The sequence below is a fragment of the Streptomyces sp. NPDC014656 genome, from assembly GCF_043084305.1.
GTDB lineage: Bacteria > Actinomycetota > Actinomycetes > Streptomycetales > Streptomycetaceae > Streptomyces.
Genome location: NZ_JBIBZN010000013.1, coordinates 14,839 through 34,162, shown reverse-complemented (window position 1 = coordinate 34,162; position 19,324 = coordinate 14,839). Strand labels below are relative to the sequence as shown.

Here is a 19,324-nt window from a genome sequence, read left to right as displayed (position 1 = left end):
TGCTGGTCGTCAGTCCTTTCGTACGGTCAGCTGGGACCGACTCAGATGTCGAGGAAGCGAACGTCCTTGGCGTTGCGCTGGATGAACGATCGGCGTGCCTCGACGTCCTCGCCCATCAGCACCGAGAACAGGTCGTCGGCCTGGGCGGCGTCGTCCAGCGTCACCTGGCCGAGGACGCGGTGTTCGACGTCCATGGTGGTGACGCGCAGCTCCTCGGCGTTCATCTCGCCGAGGCCCTTGAAGCGCTGGATCGAGTCGTCCTTGATCCGCTTGCCCGCCTGCTTGCCGAGCTCGACGAGCGCGTCGCGCTCGCGGTCCGAGTAGGCGTACTCGAAGTCCTCCCGGCCCCACTTGATCTTGTAGAGCGGCGGGCGGGAGAGGTACACGTGCCCGTGCTCGATCAGCGGCCGCATGAAGCGGAAGAGGAAGGTGAGCAGCAGGGTGTTGATGTGCTGGCCGTCGACGTCGGCGTCCGCCATCAGGATGATCTTGTGGTAGCGGAGCTTCTCGATGTCGAAGTCCTCGTGGACGCCGGTGCCGAAGGCGGAGATCAGCGCCTGGACCTCGGTGTTCTGGAGGATCTTGTCGATGCGGGCCTTCTCGACGTTCAGGATCTTGCCCCGGATGGGCAGGATGGCCTGGTACATCGGGTTCCGGCCGGACTTGGCGGAGCCGCCGGCGGAGTCGCCCTCGACGATGAAGATCTCGCACTTGGTGGGGTCGTTCGACTGGCAGTCGGAGAGCTTGCCCGGCAGGGAGGCCGACTCCAGGAGGCCCTTGCGGCGGGTGAGGTCGCGGGCCTTGCGGGCGGCCACGCGCGCGGTGGCGGCCTGGATGCCCTTGCGGATGATGTCCGCGGCCTCGTTCGGGTTCCGGTCGAACCAGTCCGTCAGGTGCTCGTGGACGACCTTCTGGACGAAGGTCTTCGCCTCGGTGTTGCCGAGCTTGGTCTTGGTCTGGCCCTCGAACTGCGGCTCGCCGATCTTGATCGAGATGATCGCGGTCAGGCCCTCGCGGATGTCGTCGCCGGTGAGGTTGTCGTCCTTCTCGCGAAGGAGCTTCTTCTCGCGCGCGTACTTGTTGACGAGCGTCGTCAGCGCGGCGCGGAAGCCCTCCTCGTGGGTGCCGCCCTCGTGGGTGTGGATCGTGTTGGCGAAGGAGTACACGCCCTCGCTGTACGACGAGTTCCACTGCATCGCGATCTCGGCGGAGAGCAGGCGCTCCTTGTCCTCGGCCTCGATGTCGATGACGGTCGGGTTGATCAGCTCGCCCTTGCGCGAGTTGAGGTACTTCACGAAGTCGACGATGCCGCCCTCGTAGTGGTACGTCACCGTGCGGGCGGCCGGCTCCGCGGCGGCCTCGGCGTCGGGGTCGTCGGCGCCGACCGTGGCCTTGGCGGAGTCGCGCTCGTCGGTGAGCGTGATCGTCAGGCCCTTGTTGAGGAAGGCCATCTCCTGGAAGCGGCGCGAGAGCGTCTCGAAGGAGTACTCGACCGTCTCGAAGATCTCGGGGTCGGACCAGAAGGTGACCGAGGTGCCGGTCTCCGAGGTCTCCTCGTGCTGCGCGAGGGGCGCGGTCGGGGCGCCCATCTTGTAGTCCTGGGTCCAGCGGTGGCCGTCGGTCTTGATCTCCACCGACACCTTGGTGGACAGCGCGTTGACGACGGAGACGCCCACGCCGTGCAGACCGCCGGAGACCGCGTAGCCGCCGCCGCCGAACTTTCCGCCCGCGTGGAGGACCGTCAGCACGACCTCGACGGCCGGCTTGCCCTCGGACTCGACGATGCCGACGGGGATGCCGCGGCCGTTGTCGACGACGCGGACGCCGCCGTCGGGCAGGATCGTCACGTCGATGGTGTCCGCGTGGCCGGCCAGGGCCTCGTCGACCGAGTTGTCGACGACCTCCTGCACCATGTGGTGCAGGCCGCGCTCGCCGGTCGAGCCGATGTACATGCCGGGGCGCTTGCGCACCGCATCCAGGCCCTCCAAGACCTGGATGTTGCTGGCGGTGTACTGGTTGTTCTCGTTGGGGTTGCCGGAATCGGCCACGAAGCGCCCTTTCTGGCACAGCACAGGCCGTGCTCCGGGCATAGGGGAGCCGGCTGCGTCGTTCGACAGTTCCGCAGTGTGGCGGGATTGTCTTCCAGTCTACCGGTACCGCTGACACTCATGGGGGTTTGCCGGTACCTGAATGCGCATGTGCCGCCCTCCGCGGCCCCGAGACGACTCCCCATATCCGGGCAGGGGCTCCAGGGGCCCCTGACGGCCACCTAGCGCTTCGGCCGGTGACGGCCCGTGGCGTCTCGTGGTGGAGCCTCGTCCCGAGGGGGCGGAACCGGCGGGCGCGGGCCCTCGCACGGCCTGCCGCACCCGCGCCGCGAGGGCCCGCAGCGGGGTCGGGGCCGGGACCGGCTCAGCCGTACGTGTCCCCGGGCCCGACCGATCCCGGCGCCCGCAGCGGGCCGAACCGCCGCGCTCCCGCACCGGGCCCCAGCACCTTGATCAGCCGTACCGTCCCGTGCCCGAGGTCCTCGTTCAGCCGGGCGACCAGCGTCGGCGCGAGCAGCCGCAGCTGCGTGGCCCACGCCGTCGAGTCGCACTGCACGGTCAGCACCCGCGCGTCCGGCTCCTCTTCGTACTTCACCGGTACGCAGTGCTTGGCCAGGTCCTCGCCGACGATCTGCGGCCACCGGCCCATGACCCCGCCGACGGCGGCCGGGGTCTCCCAGCCGCGCTCGGCGAGCAGCCGGTTGATCGCGGAGCCGAGGGCCATCGGGTCGCGCCCGTCGGCGCGCGCGCCGGAGCGCAGTCCGCCGCCGCGCCTGGCCTGGTTCTTCTGTTGCGCGGCCGCCCCGCGCGCGCGTGCCTGCTCCTTGGCGGCGCGCAGCGCGACCCGGGCGAGGTCCACGCCCGAGGGTTCGGGAGCCGCGGGCTTGTCCACAGGCTGTGGGGAAGTTTCGCCGGGTACGCCGCTCATACGCGCTCCACCGTCCCTCCGGCCACCGCGTACCGCGTCCCGGCCAGCACCTCCGGCACGTCGTCGTCGACGGCGGCCGTCACCAGCACCTGCTCGCCGTGGGCCACCAGCTCCGCCAGCCGCTCGCGCCGGCGCGCGTCCAGCTCGGCGAAGACGTCGTCGAGGACCAGGACCGGCTCGTTGCCCTCGGCGCGCAGCAGGTCGTACGAGGCGAGGCGGAGCGCCAGCGCGTACGACCAGGACTCGCCGTGGCTGGCGTACCCCTTGGCCGGCAGGTCGCCGAGGCGCAGCAGCAGCTCGTCGCGGTGCGGGCCGACCAGGGTGACCCCGCGCTCGATCTCCTGCTTGCGGGCCTCCTCCAGGGCGGCGATCAGCTGCTCGTACAGCTCCTCGCGGGTGTGCCCGGTGCCGGGGGCGGAGGGGCGGTACTCCAGCAGAATCGGTCCGCCGCCGGGCGCGAGCTGTTCGTACGCCTTGTCCGCGAGCGGCTGGAGGGTGTGGACGAGATCGAGCCGCTGGGCGAGCAGTTCGGCTCCGGCCCGGGCCAGGTGCTGGTCCCAGACGTCGAGTGTGGACAGGTCCATGCCCCGGCCGCCGTGGCGGCGGGCCATGGCGGCGGACTTCAGCAGGGTGTTGCGCTGCTTCAGCACGCGCTCGTAGTCGGAGCGCACGCCCGCCATGCGGGGCGCGCGCGCCGTGATCAGCTCGTCGAGGAAGCGCCGGCGCTCGCCGGGGTCGCCCTTGATCAGCGACAGGTCCTCGGGCGCGAAGAGCACGGTCCGCACGATTCCGAGCACGTCACGGGGTTTGACCTGCGAGGACCTGTTGATGCGGGCGCGGTTGGCGCGGCCCGGGTTGAGCTCCAGCTCGACCAGCTGGGAGCGCTCGCCCTGGGTGACGGCGGCGCGGATGACGGCGCGCTCGGCGCCCATCCGCACCAGCGGGGCGTCCGAGGCGACGCGGTGGCTGCCGAGGGTGGCGAGATAGCCGACGGCCTCGACGAGGTTGGTCTTCCCCTGGCCGTTCGCCCCCACGAACGCGGTGACGCCCGGGTCGAGGGACACCTCGGCCCGGGCGTACGAGCGGAAGTCGGCCAGCGAGAGGTGCGTGACGTGCATGGTGGGCGCCGGCCTTCCCCCGGTCGCTGCGCACCGGGTGGTGCACAGCCTGTGGATTGCTACTTCTTCTCGACCGCGTGGCCGCCGAACTGGTTGCGCAGCGCGGCGATCATCTTCATCTGCGGCGAGTCGTCCTGCCGGGACGCGAACCGCGCGAACAGCGACGCGGTGATCGCCGGCAGCGGTACGGCGTTGTCGATGGCGGCCTCGACGGTCCACCGGCCCTCGCCGGAGTCCGACGCGTAGCCGCGCAGCTGGTCCAGGTGCTCGTCCTCGTCGAGGGCGTTGACCGCGAGGTCGAGCAGCCAGGAGCGGATGACCGTGCCCTCCTGCCAGGAGCGGAAGATCTCGCGGACGTTCTCCACGGAGTCGACCTTCTCCAGCAGCTCCCAGCCCTCGGCGTAGGCCTGCATCATGGCGTACTCGATGCCGTTGTGGACCATCTTCGCGAAGTGGCCGGCGCCGACCTTGCCGGCGTGGACGGCGCCGTACGGGCCCTCGGGCTTGAGCGCGTCGAAGACGGGCTGGACCTTCGCGACGTCCTCGGCGGAGCCGCCGTACATCAGGGCGTAGCCGTTCTCCAGGCCCCAGACGCCGCCGGAGACACCGCAGTCGACGAAGCCGATGCCCTTGGCGGCGAGCTCCTCGGCGTGCTTCTCGTCGTCGGTCCAGCGGGAGTTCCCGCCGTCCACGACGATGTCGCCGGGGGAGAGCAGCTCCGCCAGCTCGTCGACGGTGGACTGGGTCGCCGCACCGGCGGGGACCATGACCCAGACGACGCGCGGACCCTTGAGCTTGCCCACAAGCTCTTCGAGGCTGTGGACATCGGCGAGGTCCGGGTTGCGGTCGTATCCGATGACGGTGTGGCCTGCGCGGCGGATGCGCTCGCGCATGTTGCCGCCCATCTTGCCGAGACCGACGAGACCGAGCTCCATCAGAGTGTTCCTTAAGCGTCGTGTGCGGTTCCTACCCGGGTCCGAGCCTACGCCCGGACCCGGCCGCACACCTGTGGGGTCAGCCGCTCAGTCGAACCCCTCGGAGCACAGGTCAGCCGCTCGGCCGAGGAGCACCTCAGCCGCTCAGCCGCACCGGCGTACCTCGCCACCCGGGGGGCGACCCCCGGACCCCCGGCAGAGGGTCAGCCGCTCAGCCGCACCGGCATGATCAGGTACTTGTAGGCCTCGTCCGCCTCCGCGTCCACGGCCGGGCGGCCGCTCAGCAGCGCCGGCTTGGTGGAGGTCGTGAAGGAGAGCTGGGCGACCGGGGAGTCGATCGCGCTCAGGCCGTCCAGCAGGAAGGTCGGGTTGAAGGCGATCGAGATGTCGTCGCCGTCCAGCTGCGCGTCGACCCTTTCCACAGCCTGTGCGTCGTCGCTGGAGCCGGCCTCCAGGATGAGCACGCCCTGCTCGAAGCTGAGGCGGACCGGGGTGTTGCGCTCGGCGACCAGGGCCACGCGCTTGACGGCCTCCACGAAGGGGGCGGTCTCGATCACCGCGACCGAGTTGAACTCGGTGGGGAAGAGCGTGCGGTACTTCGGCAGGTCGCCTTCGAGCAGACGGGTCGTGGTGCGGCGGCCCGCGCCCTCGAAGCCGATCAGGCCCTCGCCCTTGCCGGAGCCGGAGAGCGCCAGCGTGACGGTGTCGCCGCTGGTGAGCGCCTTCGCGGTGTCCAGGAGGGTCTTCGCGGGCACCAGGGCGACCGCGGAGGCGTCCGGGGACTCCGGCTTCCACAGGAACTCGCGGACCGCGAAGCGGTAGCGGTCGGTGGAGGCCAGGGTTACCGTGTCGCCCTCGATCTCGATGCGCACACCGGTGAGGACGGGCAGCGTGTCGTCCCGGCCGGCGGCGATGGCCACCTGGGCGGCGGCCGCGGCGAAGACCTCGCCGGGGACGGTGCCCGTCGCGGTGGGCATCTCCGGCAGCGCCGGGTACTCCTCCACAGGGAGGGTGTGGAGAGTGAAGCGGGAGGAGCCGCAGACCACGGTCGCCCGTACACCGTCTGTGGAGATCTCCACCGGACGGTTGGGGAGGGCGCGGCAGATGTCGGCGAGGAGGCGGCCGGAGACGAGGACGGTGCCGTCCTCCTCGACCTCGGCCTCGACGGAGACGCGGGCGGAGACCTCGTAGTCGAAGCTCGAGAAGCTCAGCGCGCCGTCCTCCGCCTTCAGCAGGAGGCCGGCGAGCACAGGCGCCGGCGGACGGGCCGGAAGGCTGCGGGCCACCCACGCCACCGCCTCCGCGAGTACATCGCGCTCCACCCGGATCTTCACCGGAACCGCCTCCTGCTTGTTGCTGGCTCTTCGTCGACTGCGGGATCCAGTCTGACGTACGCCGCCGACACTCGGTGCGGCTCGGGGTCAAGTCGTGACGAGAGCGGCTCGGGGCTCCGGCGCCGAGTTGTGCACAGGCCCCGCTTCAAAGCGATTCCCGGGCTAACTATGAGTGGCAGTAGTAGTAGGGCCTGTGGAAACCGTGGATAACGTCGTCCACGCAGGTCAGAGCCGGTTTTTTGTCCACTGCCCCTGTGGGTGGAACCAGTGGAAAACCACGGTTCTCTGTGGACACCGGAAAGTTCTGCACACCCCATACACAGGCGAGGGGGAGTTCTCCCCAGCGCTGTCCCCAGCTTTCCCCAGGTTCCCCACAGCCCAAACGTCTCCCTTGGTGTGACGCCTTTCACTCCAAGCGGTGAGAGGGGGTGTTTTGTTGCCGAACAGTGGACAGCGGTGTGGAGAAGCTGTGGGCAACAGGCTCGTGCCTGTGGGCAGCCGGTGGACAACTCTCCGGGCCCCCTGTGGACGAAGGATTCATCCACAGCCTGTGGAAAACAGTTGCCAACAAATCCACACCCCCCTGAGCTGGAGCGATGGCCGGTCGTCGGCCTCGCCTGTGGACACGATCCGGATAACTCGACAGTCCCCACCCTGTGGACGGGAGATCATCCCCCAATCTGTGGAGAACCCGCCACCGAAACGGAGCAATCGAACACAGCGGCCCGGCTCCTGACGGATGCTCGCCACGTCGGCGGCCCCGCGGGAACGCCGAAGGGCGCTCCAGGAGGTGTCCCGGAGCGCCCTTCGATCCATCCACAGCCGCTGTACCGCCGCCGCACGGTGGCTGCGGGGCGCGGGTCTGTGGCGTGGAGCGGCTGTACAACGGCGGTGGAGCGGTCGTGCAACGGCTGTGGAGCGGTCGTACGGAGCCGCTGTCAGCCGTTCTTGATGCGGTTGGTCAGCTCGGTGACCTGGTTGTAGATGGAGCGCCGTTCCGCCATCAGGGCGCGGATCTTCCGGTCCGCGTGCATGACGGTCGTGTGGTCGCGGCCGCCGAACTGCGCGCCGATCTTCGGCAGCGACAGGTCCGTCAGCTCCCGGCACAGGTACATGGCGATCTGGCGGGCCGTCACCAGCACGCGGCTGCGCGAGGAACCGCAGAGGTCCTCCACCGTCAGCCCGAAGTAGTCGGCCGTGGCCGCCATGATGGCCGGCGCCGTGATCTCCGGCGACGAGTCCTCGCCGCCCGGGATCAGGTCCTTGAGGACGATCTCGGTCAGCCCCAGGTCCACCGGCTGCCGGTTGAGGCTCGCGAAGGCCGTCACCCGGATCAGCGCGCCCTCCAGCTCGCGGATGTTCCGCGAGATCCGGGAGGCGATGAACTCCAGTACCTCCGGCGGGGCGTTCAGCTGCTCCTGCACCGCCTTCTTGCGGAGGATCGCGATGCGCGTCTCCAGCTCCGGCGGCTGCACGTCGGTGGTGAGTCCCCACTCGAAGCGGTTGCGCAGCCGGTCCTCCAGGGTCACCAGCTGCTTGGGCGGCCGGTCCGAGGAGAGCACGATCTGCTTGTTCGCGTTGTGCAGGGTGTTGAAGGTGTGGAAGAACTCCTCCTGCGTCGACTCCTTGCTCGCGAGGAACTGGATGTCGTCGACGAGCAGGATGTCCACGTCGCGGTAGCGCTTGCGGAAGGCGTCGCCCTTGCCGTCGCGGATCGAGTTGATGAACTCGTTGGTGAACTCCTCGGAGCTCACGTACCGCACGCGCGTGCCGGGGTAGAGGCTCCGCGCGTAGTGCCCGATGGCGTGCAGCAGATGGGTCTTGCCCAGCCCCGACTCGCCGTAGATGAAGAGGGGGTTGTACGCCTTCGCCGGCGCCTCGGCCACCGCGACCGCGGCCGCGTGGGCGAAGCGGTTCGAGGAACCGATGACGAAGGTGTCGAAGAGGTACTTGGGGTTCAGCCGCGCGTGCGGCTCGCCGGGCCCGCCGGAGCCGGAGCCCGTACCGGAGCCGCCGAGGGAGCCCTGGCCGACGCCGGGCCCCACGCCCTGGCCGCCCGGGCCGGGACCGGGGCGCGGACCGGCGCCCGGGGGCTCGGGAACCTCGGAGCGCTCGGGCCGCTGCGGCTGCTCGTAGCCGCGGGAGGGCTCGTCGTAGCGCGGGCGCCCGGACGGCTCAGGGGCGGCCGGGCCGGTGTACGGGGCGCGCTCCGGGAAGCCGCCGAGGCGCGGCTGCTGCCAGGCGAGGTCCTCCTGGGACCGCGGCCAGGCGCCCGGCTCGGGGCGCGGCTGCTGCTGGTAGTCCGGGTAGGCGGGGCGCGCCGTGGGCAGCCCGTCGTCGGGCAGCGCGCGGTGACCGTACGCGTCGTACTTCTCGTACGGCTCGGGCTGCGGACGCTCGTCGTAGCGCGGCTGCGGCGGCCGGCCGGGGGAGGGCACGGGGGGCGGCTCGCCGACGGAGTCGTCGACGGTGATCGCGATCCGGATCGGGCGGCCGCACTCATGGCTGAGGGTCTCGCTGATCAGGGGGGCCAGCCGGCCCTCCAGGACGCGCTTGCCCCATTCGTTGGGGACGGCGAGCAGCGCGGTGTCCGCGACCAGCGCGAGCGGCTGGCAGCGCTCGATCCACTGCTTGTCCTTGGGCTCGATGCCCTGCTGTCCTTCTCCGAGCAGCTGGTCGAGCACGCGTGGCCACACTGCGGCAAGATCGGCAGGTACGTCAGCCACGGGGCACGCTTTCTCGCAGGTCCCACGAAGGTGTGGTTCTCGGGACGATAAGAACAGAACGGAAGAGTTAGTCGAGTCCAGCCACGGTAGTCGGGGCGGCTGACGTGGTTCAAGTTGTTGTCCACAGCCTGTGCACAAGCGACCCCTCCGCCGGGTCGGTTTGACCGGATGGCGTAACCGCGCGTACCGTAACCAGGTCGAGTTGTCGATGGCTGCTGCCGCCTGCCTCCGATGGGCGAAGGTCACCGTAGTGTGGCTGTGAAGCGGTGCACTCGGGCGTATTGCGAGCTACTCGTGGGCGCACGGTGACAGCCAGGCGATGTCCCGCCACCACCCGAATCATTTCTGGAGCCCCCGAGTGAGCAAGCGCACCTTCCAGCCGAACAACCGTCGTCGCGCGAAGACCCACGGTTTCCGCCTGCGCATGCGTACCCGTGCCGGCCGCGCCATCCTGGCGAACCGCCGTGCCAAGGGTCGCGCGAGCCTGTCCGCCTGATCCACCTAAACAGGTCATGACGTGCTGCCTACCGAGAATCGGCTGAGGCGGCGCGAGGACTTCGCAACCGCGGTACGTCGAGGACGCCGGGCCGGTCGCCCCCTCCTCGTCGTCCACCTACGTAGCGGTGCAACGGACCCGCACGCGCCTGGGGAGAGCGCTCCCCCGACGCGTGCGGGTTTCGTCGTGAGCAAGGCCGTGGGCGGTGCGGTCGTCCGCAACCAGGTGAAGCGTCGTCTGCGCCACCTCGTCCGCGACCGGCTCTCCGCGCTGCCCCCCGGTAGCCTGGTGGTCGTACGGGCGTTGCCCGGAGCCGGTGACGCCGACCACGCCCACCTGGCCCGCGACCTGGACGCCGCCCTCCAGCGGCTGCTGGGAGGGGGTACGCGATGAAGTACCCGTTCCTCGCCCTCATCAAGCTGTACCAGTGGACGATCAGCCCGCTTCTGGGCGACGTCTGCCGGTACTACCCGTCGTGTTCCCACTACGGATTCACGGCCATAGACCGGCATGGCGCGATCAAGGGCATCGCCCTGACCGCCTGGCGCATCCTGCGGTGCAACCCGTGGTCGCCCGGCGGTGTGGACCATGTCCCCCCGCGGAAGCGTCCGCGCTGGCACGAGATGCTCAGGAACGCGCTGCGCGGCGACAAGGGCGGGATCTCCGCCGAGACGAGCCCGGCCGCAGAGACCTCGCCCAATGCTCAAGGAGCCTGATTAGTGGACACGATTGCCAGTCTGTTCAGCTTCATCACCTGGCCCGTTTCCTGGGTCATCGTCCAGTTCCACAAGTTGTACGGGGCGATCTTCGGCCCCGACACGGGCTGGGCCTGGGGCCTGTCGATCGTGTCCCTCGTGGTGCTGATCCGCATCTGCCTGATCCCGCTCTTCGTGAAGCAGATCAAGTCGACGCGGAACATGCAGGCGCTCCAGCCGAAGATGAAGGCGATCCAGGAGCGCTACAAGAGCGACAAGCAGCGTCAGTCCGAAGAGATGATGAAGCTGTACAAGGAGACGGGCACCAACCCGCTCTCCTCGTGCCTTCCCATCCTCGCCCAGTCGCCGTTCTTCTTCGCCCTGTACCACGTGCTGTCCAACATCGCGTCGGGCAAGGAGATCGGTGTCCTCAACCAGAACCTGGTCGACAGCGCCCGTGAGGCGCACATCTTCGGCGCCCCGATCGCGTCGAAGTTCATGGACTCCCCCGAGGCCGTCGCGGCCCTCGGCGCCTCGCTGACCGACGTCCGCATCGTCACCGCGATCATGATCGTCCTGATGTCGGCCTCGCAGTTCTTCACCCAGCGCCAGCTGATGATGAAGAACGTCGACCTCTCGGTGAAGACCCCGTACATGCAGCAGCAGAAGATGCTCATGTACATCTTCCCGGTGATCTTCGCCGTCATGGGCATCAACTTCCCCGTCGGTGTCCTCGTCTACTGGCTGACCACCAACGTGTGGACCATGGGCCAGCAGATGTACGTGATCAACCAGAACCCGACCCCGGGCAGCAAGGCGCAGGACTCCTACCTCCAGCGCCTGCTGAAGAGCGTCACGCAGCACGGTGAGATCCGCAGCCGTCGCCACAAGGCCGTCGTCAAGGCGATCGTCGCCAAGGGCTCCGACCGCAACGAGAACGAGCGCCGCTTCATCGGCGGTCTCGCCAAGGCCGGCTTCGCCGCCCAGGCCGACGGCAGCGTGGTGAAGAGCGACGCCGCCGTGGCCGAGGCCGAGGGCACCGCCGCCCCCAAGCGGCAGCAGCCCAAGCGCCAGACCAAGGCCCAGCGCCAGGCCGCCGCCCAGGCGAAGGCCGACGAGGCGGTCGAGGAGACGGCGGAGGAGTCCGCGGGCGAGGCCGCCCAGGACACCGAGCCGAAGACCTCGCTGGAGAAGAAGCCCGAGACGCCCGCCAAGGGCGGCCCGCAGGGCGGCCGCAGCCGCGCCAACTCCGGCAGCTCCCGCCAGCGCAAGGGCCAGCAGCGGCCCAAGCACCCGTCCTCCAAGAAGTAGAAGCGTCCACGTAGCTAGAAGGAGTCCATCCGTGACGGAAGGCACCACCTCCGCCGCCGAGGGTGGCGACACCCTGACCCGCCTGGAGCAGGAGGGTGAGATCGCGGCCGACTACCTTGAGGGTCTGCTCGACATCGCCGACCTCGACGGCGACATCGACATGGACGTCGAGGCGGACCGGGCCGCGGTCTCGATCATCAGCGACTCGCACAGCCGCGACCTGCAGAAGCTCGTGGGCCGGGACGGCGAGGTGCTGGAGGCGCTCCAGGAGCTGACCCGCCTGGCCGTGCACCGGGAGACCGGTGACCGCAGCCGCCTGATGCTCGACATCGCCGGCTTCCGCGCGCAGAAGCGCACGGAGCTGGCCCAGATCGGCGCCAAGGCCGCGGACGAGGTCAAGTCCTCCGGCCAGCCGGTCAAGCTGGACCCGATGACCCCGTTCGAGCGCAAGGTCGTGCACGACGCGGTCGCCGCCGCCGGTCTGCGCAGCGAGTCCGAGGGCGAGGAGCCGCAGCGCTTCGTCGTCGTCCTCCCTGCCTGACCCCTCTCATCGCGTCGGCCCCGTCTGTTCGCAGACGGGGCCGATCTTTGTCAGCCTGATAGTTCAGCCACTCAGCCACCACAGTGCGCTCGCACGTACGCGTGCGGTACGGAAGGACGGTCCCCGTGACGGAGGCAGCGGAGCTCCCCGAGGCGCCGGAACAGGCGCGGAAAGTCTTCGGCGAGTACTTCCCCGAGGCCGTGCGGTACGCGGAGCTGCTCGCGGACGCCGGTGTGAAGCGGGGGCTCATCGGCCCTCGTGAGGTTCCGCGGCTGTGGGAGCGCCACCTGCTGAACTGCGCCGTCCTCTCGGAGGTCGTTCCCGAGGGCGTCACGGTCTGCGACGTCGGCTCGGGTGCCGGCCTGCCCGGCATCCCGCTGGCCCTGGTGCGGCCCGATCTGAAGATCACGCTCCTGGAGCCGCTCCTGCGCCGCACGAACTTCCTCCTGGAGGTCGTGGAACTGCTCGGCCTCGACCACGTGACCGTCGTGCGGGGCAGGGCCGAGGAGATGCTCGGCAAGTTCCCGCCGGTGCATGTCGTGACCGCCCGTGCCGTGGCGCCCCTGGACCGGCTGGCCGGCTGGGGCGTTCCGCTGCTCCGCCCCTACGGCGAGATGCTGCTGCTGAAGGGCGACACCGCGGAGGAGGAGCTCGACGGGGCACGCTCGGCGCTCGCCAAGCTGGGTGTGGTGGAGACTTCGGTGCTCCAGGTAGGCGAGGGGATCGTCGACCCGATGTCCACGGTGGTCCGGGTCGAGGTCGGCGAGAGCCCGGGCGGGGTGCGCTTCGCCGCCAAGCGGGCCAAGGCCGCCCGGACGAGCAAGACCCGCCGACGCCGCTGAGCGTCGCATTCGTCCGCTTTCACGGAGTGTCGAACGGTCCCGGCAGGGCCGCAGGGGCATCGTGTTTCACGTGAAACATCGCTCACTGCTCCAGGGGATCATCAGCCGCGGGCGCGCGGCGGCCACCCCCCGGGACCGCAGACCCCGTGTGAAGCCACCCGCGAGGGTTACGGAGTTTTCCACAGAGGTGGATTCACCCACAGATCCACCGACCTCGCTGGTTCCGGACCCCGAAGGCATGGCAGGCTCTTCCCATCGCGAGCTTGATGCCGAGGAGAGTGAATCCTTGCGGTCCGACGCCAACATCGCGGGACCGATGACCGATCCGGTCCCCGGTCCCCGAACCGAATCGGCTGGGGAAGATGTTTCACGTGAAACGCTGCCCCCGATGGACGACACCCCCATTGGCCGTGCTGCCCAGCTGGCCGTAGAGGCGCTGGGGCGCGCCGGGGAGGGACTGCCCCGTCCCGAGCAGACCCGCATCATGGTGGTGGCCAACCAGAAGGGCGGCGTGGGCAAGACGACCACGACGGTCAATCTGGCGGCCTCCCTGGCGCTGCACGGCGCCCGGGTCCTCGTCATCGACCTGGACCCGCAGGGCAACGCCTCCACGGCGCTGGGCATCGACCACCACGCCGACGTCCCCTCGATCTACGACGTCCTCGTCGACAGCAGGCCGCTCTCCGAAGTGGTCCAGCCGGTCCTGGACGTCGAGGGTCTCTTCTGCGCCCCGGCCACGATCGATCTCGCCGGTGCGGAGATCGAGCTGGTGTCGATGGTGGCGCGCGAGAGCCGGCTCCAGCGGGCGATCCAGGCGTACGAGCAGCCGCTGGACTACGTCCTGATCGACTGCCCGCCCTCCCTCGGCCTGCTCTCGGTGAACGCCCTGGTGGCGGGCGCCGAGGTGCTCATCCCGATCCAGTGCGAGTACTACGCGCTGGAGGGCCTGGGACAGCTCCTGAAGAACGTCGACCTGGTCCGCGGGCATCTCAACCCGACGCTCCACGTCTCGACGATCCTGCTGACCATGTACGACGGCCGGACCAGGCTCGCCTCCCAGGTCGCCGAGGAGGTCCGCACCCACTTCGGGCAGGAGGTGCTCAGGACCAGCATCCCGCGGTCCGTCCGCATCTCCGAGGCCCCCAGCTACGGCCAGACCGTGATCACCTACGACCCGGGCTCCAGCGGGGCCCTGTCGTACATCGAAGCGGCGCGCGAGATCGCCTACCGGGGCGTCGCCGTCCACTACGAGCCCCAGCAGCACGGCCGCGTGGGGCACCAGAACAACCAGCACAGCATGGCGGAGGAACTTCAGTGAGCGACCGACGTAGGGGACTGGGACCGCGGGGGCTCGGCGCGCTGTTCGCCGGTGCTCCCCAGGACCAGCAGGCGCCGGAGGCCGGTGCCGTCTCCACGCTCCCCGGGAGCGGTGCGGCACGCCTGTTCCCCCAGGGCGTCCCGCAGTCCGAGCCGGTGCTGGCACCGGCGGAGCCCGAGCCGGCACTGGTCGCCGGGGCGTACTTCACCGAGATCCCGATCGGTGACATCACCCCCAACCAGCACCAGCCGAGGAAGGTCTTCGACGAGGACGCTCTCGCCGAGCTGGTCACCTCCATCAACGAGGTCGGCCTCCTCCAGCCCGTGGTCGTGCGCAAGATCGAGGGCGGGCGCTACGAACTGATCATGGGCGAGCGGCGCTGGCGAGCCTCCGACGAGGCCGGCCTGCAGACCATCCCGGCGATCGTCCGGGACACCGACGACGACAAGATGCTCCTGGACGCCCTCCTGGAGAACCTGCACCGGGCCCAGCTGAACCCGCTGGAGGAGGCCGCCGCCTACGAGCAGTTGCTCACCGACTTCAGCTGCACCCACGACCAGCTCGCCGACCGGATCGGTCGCTCGCGCTCGCAGGTCTCCAACACCCTGCGGCTGCTGCGGCTCTCCTCGGCGGTGCAGCGTCGGGTCGCCGCCGGAGTGCTCTCCGCCGGGCACGCCCGCGCCCTGCTCGGCGTGGAGGACCCGGAGGCCCAGGACCAGCTGGCGCAGCGGATCGTCGCCGAAGGACTCTCGGTGCGGACGGTCGAGGAGATCGTGCGGCTGATGAGCTTCGAGGAGCCCGCGGTCACCAAGGCGAAGAAGCCCCGGGCCGGCGCTCGGGTCTCGCCGGTCTTCTCCGACCTGGCCACCCGTCTCTCGGACCGCTTCGAGACCCGGGTGAAGGTCGACCTGGGGCAGCAGAAGGGCAAGATCGTCGTCGAGTTCGCCTCGGTGGAGGACCTCGACCGGATCCTCGCGACGCTGGCCCCCGGTGAGAACAAGGTCATGGACCAGCTGAAGGCCGACCAGGAGTGGGAGCAGGGCGAGGAGGAGTAGCCCTCCCTCGCAGTCCCCAGGGCGGGGAGCGTTCCGGGTGTCACCGGGAGGCTCCCCGCCCTTTGCCCGTGTGCGGTGTCGCCCCGAAAGTCCGATGGATACGATTCCGAGAGCCGTATCCGTGCTCGGTGGCCGCCCGGCGGCCAGGGAAGCGAGGGCAGCCGTGGGGCGTCGGCTCGTACCGCTCACGCTGGACAATCTTCCGCACCTCCCGAAGCGCTGCCGCTCCTGCGTCTTCTGGGAGCTCGATCCCGTGAGCGGAGAGGCCGCGGTGAAGGCGGCCCGCGCGGAGGCGGAGAAGGAGGCGTGGATCTCCGCCGTCCTGCTGGAGTGGGGCTCCTGCGGCCGGGTCGTCTATGTGGACGAGGTGCCGGTCGGGTACGTCCTCTACGCTCCCCCGGCCTATGTGCCCCGGTCGACGGCCTTCCCCACGAGCCCCGTGGCGGCCGATGCCGTCCAGCTGATGACGGCCTGGATCATGCCGGAGTACCAGGGGCAGGGGCTGGGCCGGGTGATGGTGCAGACCGTCGCCAAGGACGTGCTGCGGCGGGGGTTCAAGGCGATCGAGGCGTTCGGCGACGCCCGCTGGAAGGAGCCGGCCTGCGTGCTGCCGGCCGATCACCTGCTCGCGGTCGGCTTCAAGACCGTACGCCCGCACCCCTCCTTTCCCCGTCTCCGGCTGGAACTGCGGACGACGCTCTCCTGGAAGGAGGACGTCGAGCTGGCCCTGGACCGGCTGCTCGGCGCGGTGCAGAAGGAACCCGCGCTCCGGCCGCTGTGACTTCCGAACGCGGAACGGCCCGCCCCGGGAGAGGGGCGGGCCGTTTCACGTGAAACAGCGTGGGGTCACTTCGCCGAGACGAAGGGCTCCAGGTCACGCAGGATGGCCGCCTTCGGCTTGGCGCCGACGATGGTCTTCACGACCTCGCCGCCCTGGTACACGTTCAGCGTCGGGATGGACATGACGCCGTACTTCGCGGCCGTGGCCGGGTTCTCGTCGATGTTGAGCTTCACGATCTCGATCTCGCCGTGCTCGGCGGCGATGGCCTCCAGCGACGGGGCGATCTGACGGCACGGGCCGCACCAGGCGGCCCAGAAGTCCACCAGGACGGGCTTGTCGCTCTTGAGGACGTCCTCTTCGAAGGAAGCGTCGGTCACGTTCTTCAGGGCGCCGGCCACGGCGGCCTCCTTAACTTCGCGGGGTGTGGGTGAAGGGAGCTCGGGTCAGACCGCGGGGGTCTCGGCCAGCTTCTCGCTGTCGGCGAGGGCGGCCAGGAAGCGCTCGGCGTCGAGCGCGGCGGAGCAGCCGGTACCGGCGGCCGTGATGGCCTGACGGTAGGTGTGGTCGACGACGTCACCGGCACCGAAGACGCCCGTGAGGTTGGTGCGGGTCGACGGGGCGGCGACCTTGAGGTAGCCCTCCTCGTCGAGGTCCAGCTGGCCCTTGAACAGCTCGGTCCGCGGGTCGTGGCCCACGGCGATGAAGAGACCGGTGACCGGCAGCGCGCTGGTCTCGCCCGTCTTGGTGTTGCGCAGGGTCAGACCGGAGAGCTTCTGCTCGCCGTGGATCTCGGTGACCTCGTTGTCCCAGGCGAACTTGATCTTCGGGTCGGCGAAGGCGCGCTCCTGCATGGCCTTGGAGGCGCGCAGGGTGTCACGGCGGTGGACGATGGTCACCGACTTGGCGAAGCGCGAGAGGAAGGTCGCCTCCTCGATCGCGGTGTCGCCGCCGCCGACGACGGCGATGTCCTGGTCCTTGAAGAAGAAGCCGTCGCAGGTGGCGCACCAGGAGACGCCGCGGCCGGAGAGAGTGTCCTCGTTCGGCAGGCCGAGCTTGCGGTGCTGCGAGCCGGTGGTGACGATGACGGCCTTGGCGCGGTGCACGGTGCCGGCGGTGTCGGTGACGGTCTTGATGTCGCCGGTGAGGTCCACGGCGACGACGTCGTCCGGGACGAGCTCGGCGCCGAAGCGCTCGGCCTGCGCCCGCATGTTGTCCATGAGGTCCGGGCCCATGATGCCGTCGCGGAAGCCGGGGAAGTTCTCGACCTCGGTGGTGTTCATCAGGGCGCCACCGGCGGTCACGGCGCCTTCGAAGACCAGCGGGTTCAGCGACGCTCGGGCCGTGTAGAGCGCAGCGGTGTAACCTGCGGGCCCGGAGCCGATGATGATCACGTTACGGACGTCGCTCACGGGTTTCTTCCTCGTCTCTGCGGACTGCCTACTGCCTACGGGGCGGTGTCTCGGTCACTCTCACCCCACCCAACGGATCCTAAGGGGCGAGCATTCCCGAGAGCGCCGCGCGGCGCGTGCGTGAGACGAACCGTGAGACGGCGGCGGGACGCGGCGGTGCTCAGGGCTTCGGGTAGGAGGCCGTTCGGAGCAGCTTCGCCGGTGTGTTCCCGGTGCAGGAGGCGTCGACGACGTACGCCTGCACGCGGTCGCCGTCGGTCCGGTCGGGGAGGACGAGGAGATAGGCGGAGGCGCCCTCGTACTCGCCGCGCTCGGAGGCGAGGACGGCCTCCTGGCGCCCGGTGCCCGCGAGGACGCACGGGGGGAGGGCGCCGTCGCTGTTCCGCTGGGCGGTGCCGACGTTCCCCGTTTCCTCGGCCGTGAGCGACTCGGGTCGATCCGCCTTCGGCGCGCGGGCGGAGGGGTTCCCGTCGGCGAGCAGGCTCTCGACCCTGTCCTCGACCGATTCTCCGGAGAAGGTGTTCAGGGACGTGCTGGTGGTCGTGTCGGCCGCGACGCCGTGGGTGTCCGCGCCGTTCTGGGAGAGCGCGTAGAGGCTGTACGCGCAGACGGCGGCGACCAGCGATCCGGCGATGCCGGAGAGGACGGCGATCCGGCGGCGGGTGCGGCCGCGTCCGGGGCCGGTGGCCGCCCGGGGAGCCGGAGGGCGCCCGCCGGACGGGCGGGCCTTGGGGGCCGGGGGGACTGTTTCACGTGAAACCGCGGGTTTGGCGGACGTTGTTTCACGTGAAACGGGCCGGGTGGATTCGGGCGCGGTGGCGTCGAGGAGTGCCTCGGCCGCGAGGGCGGCGTCGATCCGGCCGGCGATCTCGGCGGGCATGCGCGGCGGCCCGGGCAGGGTGCCCAGGAGGCCGCGGATCTCCTCAAGGGAGCTGCGGACGTCCGCGCAGAGGGCGCAGCCGTCGAGGTGCCGGCGGACCGTCGCGGAGCGGCTCGGGGAGAGCAGGCCCTCGGTCAGGTCGGAGATCTCCGAGACGTCCGGGTGCTGTGCGGCGTCGGCCTTCTCGGTCGTGTTCACGCGCCCCCACCTCCACCCTTCACAGCAGCTGGATCAGTCGGTCCGGTTTCCGTCGGCTCCGACACCGGTGGGACGGATGCCCCCGGCGTCCGGTTCCTTCCCCCTTCGGGGGGCTCGTTACCCACGGTGTCCACGCGCAGATGAGTGAGCATCGGCAGCAGCCGGGCCCGCCCGCGCGCGCAGCGGCTCTTCACGGTGCCCGTGGGAACGCCGAGGATACGGGCGGCCTCGGCGACCGGGTATCCCTGCATGTCGACGAGGACGAGCGCGGCGCGCTGGTCGGGGGCGAGCGTCGCGAGGGCGGCGAGCAGCTGCCGGTGGAGGTCCTGGCGCTCGGCGGGGGCCTCGGCGGACTCGTGCGGTTCGAGGAGCTGCTCGAAGCGGGCGGTGTCGTCCACGGGCGAGGTGCGTCGGGTGGCGCTCTTCCGGAGGCGGTCCAGGCAGGCGTTCACCGTGATGCGGTGCAGCCAGGTCGTGACGGCCGATTGGCCCCGGAAGGTGTGGGCGGCCCGGAAGGCGGACAGGAGGGCGTCCTGGACGGCGTCGGCGGCCTCCTCGCGGTCCCCCAGGGTGCGGAGCGCCACCGCCCACAGTCGGTCGCGGTGGCGCCGTACGAGCTCACCGAAGGCGTCCGGGTCCCCGGCGACATGACGGGCCAGGAGTTCCCGGTCGTCTGCGGCGTCTATCGGACGGTCCAACGGTGTGCCCC

The 19,324-nt window shown here is 70.1% G+C and carries 19 protein-coding genes; 9 read left to right on the top strand and 10 right to left on the bottom strand.

Going from position 1 to position 19,324, the window contains the following annotated elements; translation table 11 throughout:
* Positions 1 to 41: 41 nt before the first annotated feature.
* From gyrB to dnaA, 6 genes are all read right to left on the bottom strand, one after another.
* The gene (gene gyrB, locus ACF1ED_RS26565) at positions 42 to 2,072 is read right to left on the bottom strand and encodes a DNA topoisomerase (ATP-hydrolyzing) subunit B (RefSeq protein WP_391764549.1); all 2,031 of its coding nucleotides are present in this window, start codon (positions 2,070 to 2,072) and stop codon (positions 42 to 44) included.
* Positions 2,073 to 2,412: 340 nt separating this feature from the next.
* Positions 2,413 to 2,976, bottom strand: coding sequence for a DUF721 domain-containing protein (locus ACF1ED_RS26560; RefSeq protein ID WP_391764547.1), 564 nt, complete (start codon positions 2,974 to 2,976; stop codon positions 2,413 to 2,415).
* Entirely contained in the window at positions 2,973 to 4,094 is a 1,122-nt protein-coding gene (gene recF, locus ACF1ED_RS26555; protein WP_391764545.1) for a DNA replication/repair protein RecF, read from the bottom strand. The genes ACF1ED_RS26560 and recF overlap by 4 nt, the downstream gene beginning before the upstream one ends.
* A 59-nt stretch (positions 4,095 to 4,153) precedes the next feature.
* The gene (gene gnd / locus ACF1ED_RS26550; protein WP_391764543.1) at positions 4,154 to 5,029 is read right to left on the bottom strand and encodes a phosphogluconate dehydrogenase (NAD(+)-dependent, decarboxylating); all 876 of its coding nucleotides are present in this window, start codon (positions 5,027 to 5,029) and stop codon (positions 4,154 to 4,156) included.
* A 203-nt stretch (positions 5,030 to 5,232) separates the two neighbouring features.
* Complete coding sequence (gene dnaN / locus ACF1ED_RS26545) at positions 5,233 to 6,363, bottom strand: DNA polymerase III subunit beta (RefSeq protein WP_189953483.1); 1,131 nt, start codon at positions 6,361 to 6,363, stop codon at positions 5,233 to 5,235.
* 938 nt (positions 6,364 to 7,301) lie between these two features.
* The gene (dnaA, locus tag ACF1ED_RS26540; protein WP_391764540.1) at positions 7,302 to 9,089 is read right to left on the bottom strand and encodes a chromosomal replication initiator protein DnaA; all 1,788 of its coding nucleotides are present in this window, start codon (positions 9,087 to 9,089) and stop codon (positions 7,302 to 7,304) included.
* 358 nt (positions 9,090 to 9,447) lie between these two features.
* Here dnaA and rpmH point away from each other — a divergent pair, with 358 nt between their 5' ends.
* The 9 genes from rpmH (at position 9,448) to ACF1ED_RS26495 (ending at position 16,128) form a co-directional block, all read left to right on the top strand.
* Positions 9,448 to 9,585: a 50S ribosomal protein L34 gene (gene rpmH, locus ACF1ED_RS26535; protein WP_015659252.1), complete on the top strand. Its 138-nt coding sequence runs from the start codon at positions 9,448 to 9,450 to the stop codon at positions 9,583 to 9,585.
* 21 nt (positions 9,586 to 9,606) lie between these two features.
* Positions 9,607 to 9,978, top strand: a complete 372-nt coding sequence (gene rnpA, locus ACF1ED_RS26530) for a ribonuclease P protein component (protein WP_043222725.1) — start codon at positions 9,607 to 9,609, stop codon at positions 9,976 to 9,978.
* On the top strand, positions 9,975 to 10,301 hold the full coding sequence (yidD, locus tag ACF1ED_RS26525) for a membrane protein insertion efficiency factor YidD (protein ID WP_030493766.1): 327 nt from the start codon (positions 9,975 to 9,977) through the stop codon (positions 10,299 to 10,301). Before rnpA ends, yidD begins: the two co-directional genes overlap by 4 nt.
* Before the next feature lie 3 nt (positions 10,302 to 10,304).
* Positions 10,305 to 11,591: a membrane protein insertase YidC gene (yidC, locus tag ACF1ED_RS26520; protein ID WP_391764538.1), complete on the top strand. Its 1,287-nt coding sequence runs from the start codon at positions 10,305 to 10,307 to the stop codon at positions 11,589 to 11,591.
* Positions 11,592 to 11,622: 31 nt separating this feature from the next.
* The gene (locus ACF1ED_RS26515; RefSeq protein ID WP_391764536.1) at positions 11,623 to 12,132 is read left to right on the top strand and encodes a protein jag; all 510 of its coding nucleotides are present in this window, start codon (positions 11,623 to 11,625) and stop codon (positions 12,130 to 12,132) included.
* A 125-nt stretch (positions 12,133 to 12,257) separates the two neighbouring features.
* Entirely contained in the window at positions 12,258 to 12,974 is a 717-nt protein-coding gene (gene rsmG, locus ACF1ED_RS26510) for a 16S rRNA (guanine(527)-N(7))-methyltransferase RsmG (protein WP_391764535.1), read from the top strand.
* A gap of 238 nt (positions 12,975 to 13,212) precedes the next feature.
* On the top strand, positions 13,213 to 14,292 hold the full coding sequence (locus ACF1ED_RS26505; protein ID WP_391764533.1) for a ParA family protein: 1,080 nt from the start codon (positions 13,213 to 13,215) through the stop codon (positions 14,290 to 14,292).
* Positions 14,289 to 15,347: a ParB/RepB/Spo0J family partition protein gene (locus tag ACF1ED_RS26500; protein WP_391764531.1), complete on the top strand. Its 1,059-nt coding sequence runs from the start codon at positions 14,289 to 14,291 to the stop codon at positions 15,345 to 15,347. Before ACF1ED_RS26505 ends, ACF1ED_RS26500 begins: the two co-directional genes overlap by 4 nt.
* A 163-nt stretch (positions 15,348 to 15,510) precedes the next feature.
* Positions 15,511 to 16,128 (top strand): GNAT family N-acetyltransferase, encoded by a 618-nt coding sequence (locus ACF1ED_RS26495; RefSeq protein ID WP_391764529.1) that lies wholly within the window; start codon positions 15,511 to 15,513, stop codon positions 16,126 to 16,128.
* A 65-nt stretch (positions 16,129 to 16,193) separates the two neighbouring features.
* Here the strand turns inward: ACF1ED_RS26495 and trxA are convergent, their stop codons facing one another.
* The 4 genes from trxA to sigM form a co-directional block, all read right to left on the bottom strand.
* The gene (gene trxA, locus ACF1ED_RS26490) at positions 16,194 to 16,526 is read right to left on the bottom strand and encodes a thioredoxin (protein WP_351853495.1); all 333 of its coding nucleotides are present in this window, start codon (positions 16,524 to 16,526) and stop codon (positions 16,194 to 16,196) included.
* Between the two features lie 45 nt (positions 16,527 to 16,571).
* Positions 16,572 to 17,537, bottom strand: a complete 966-nt coding sequence (gene trxB, locus ACF1ED_RS26485; RefSeq protein ID WP_387270156.1) for a thioredoxin-disulfide reductase — start codon at positions 17,535 to 17,537, stop codon at positions 16,572 to 16,574.
* A gap of 160 nt (positions 17,538 to 17,697) precedes the next feature.
* Positions 17,698 to 18,615, bottom strand: a complete 918-nt coding sequence (locus ACF1ED_RS26480) for a hypothetical protein (protein ID WP_391764526.1) — start codon at positions 18,613 to 18,615, stop codon at positions 17,698 to 17,700.
* Positions 18,612 to 19,313 carry an RNA polymerase sigma factor SigM gene (gene sigM, locus ACF1ED_RS26475; RefSeq protein ID WP_391764524.1) on the bottom strand — a complete coding sequence of 234 codons (702 nt, stop codon included), beginning with the start codon at positions 19,311 to 19,313 and terminating at the stop codon, positions 18,612 to 18,614. Before sigM ends, ACF1ED_RS26480 begins: the two co-directional genes overlap by 4 nt.
* Positions 19,314 to 19,324 lie beyond the last annotated feature (11 nt).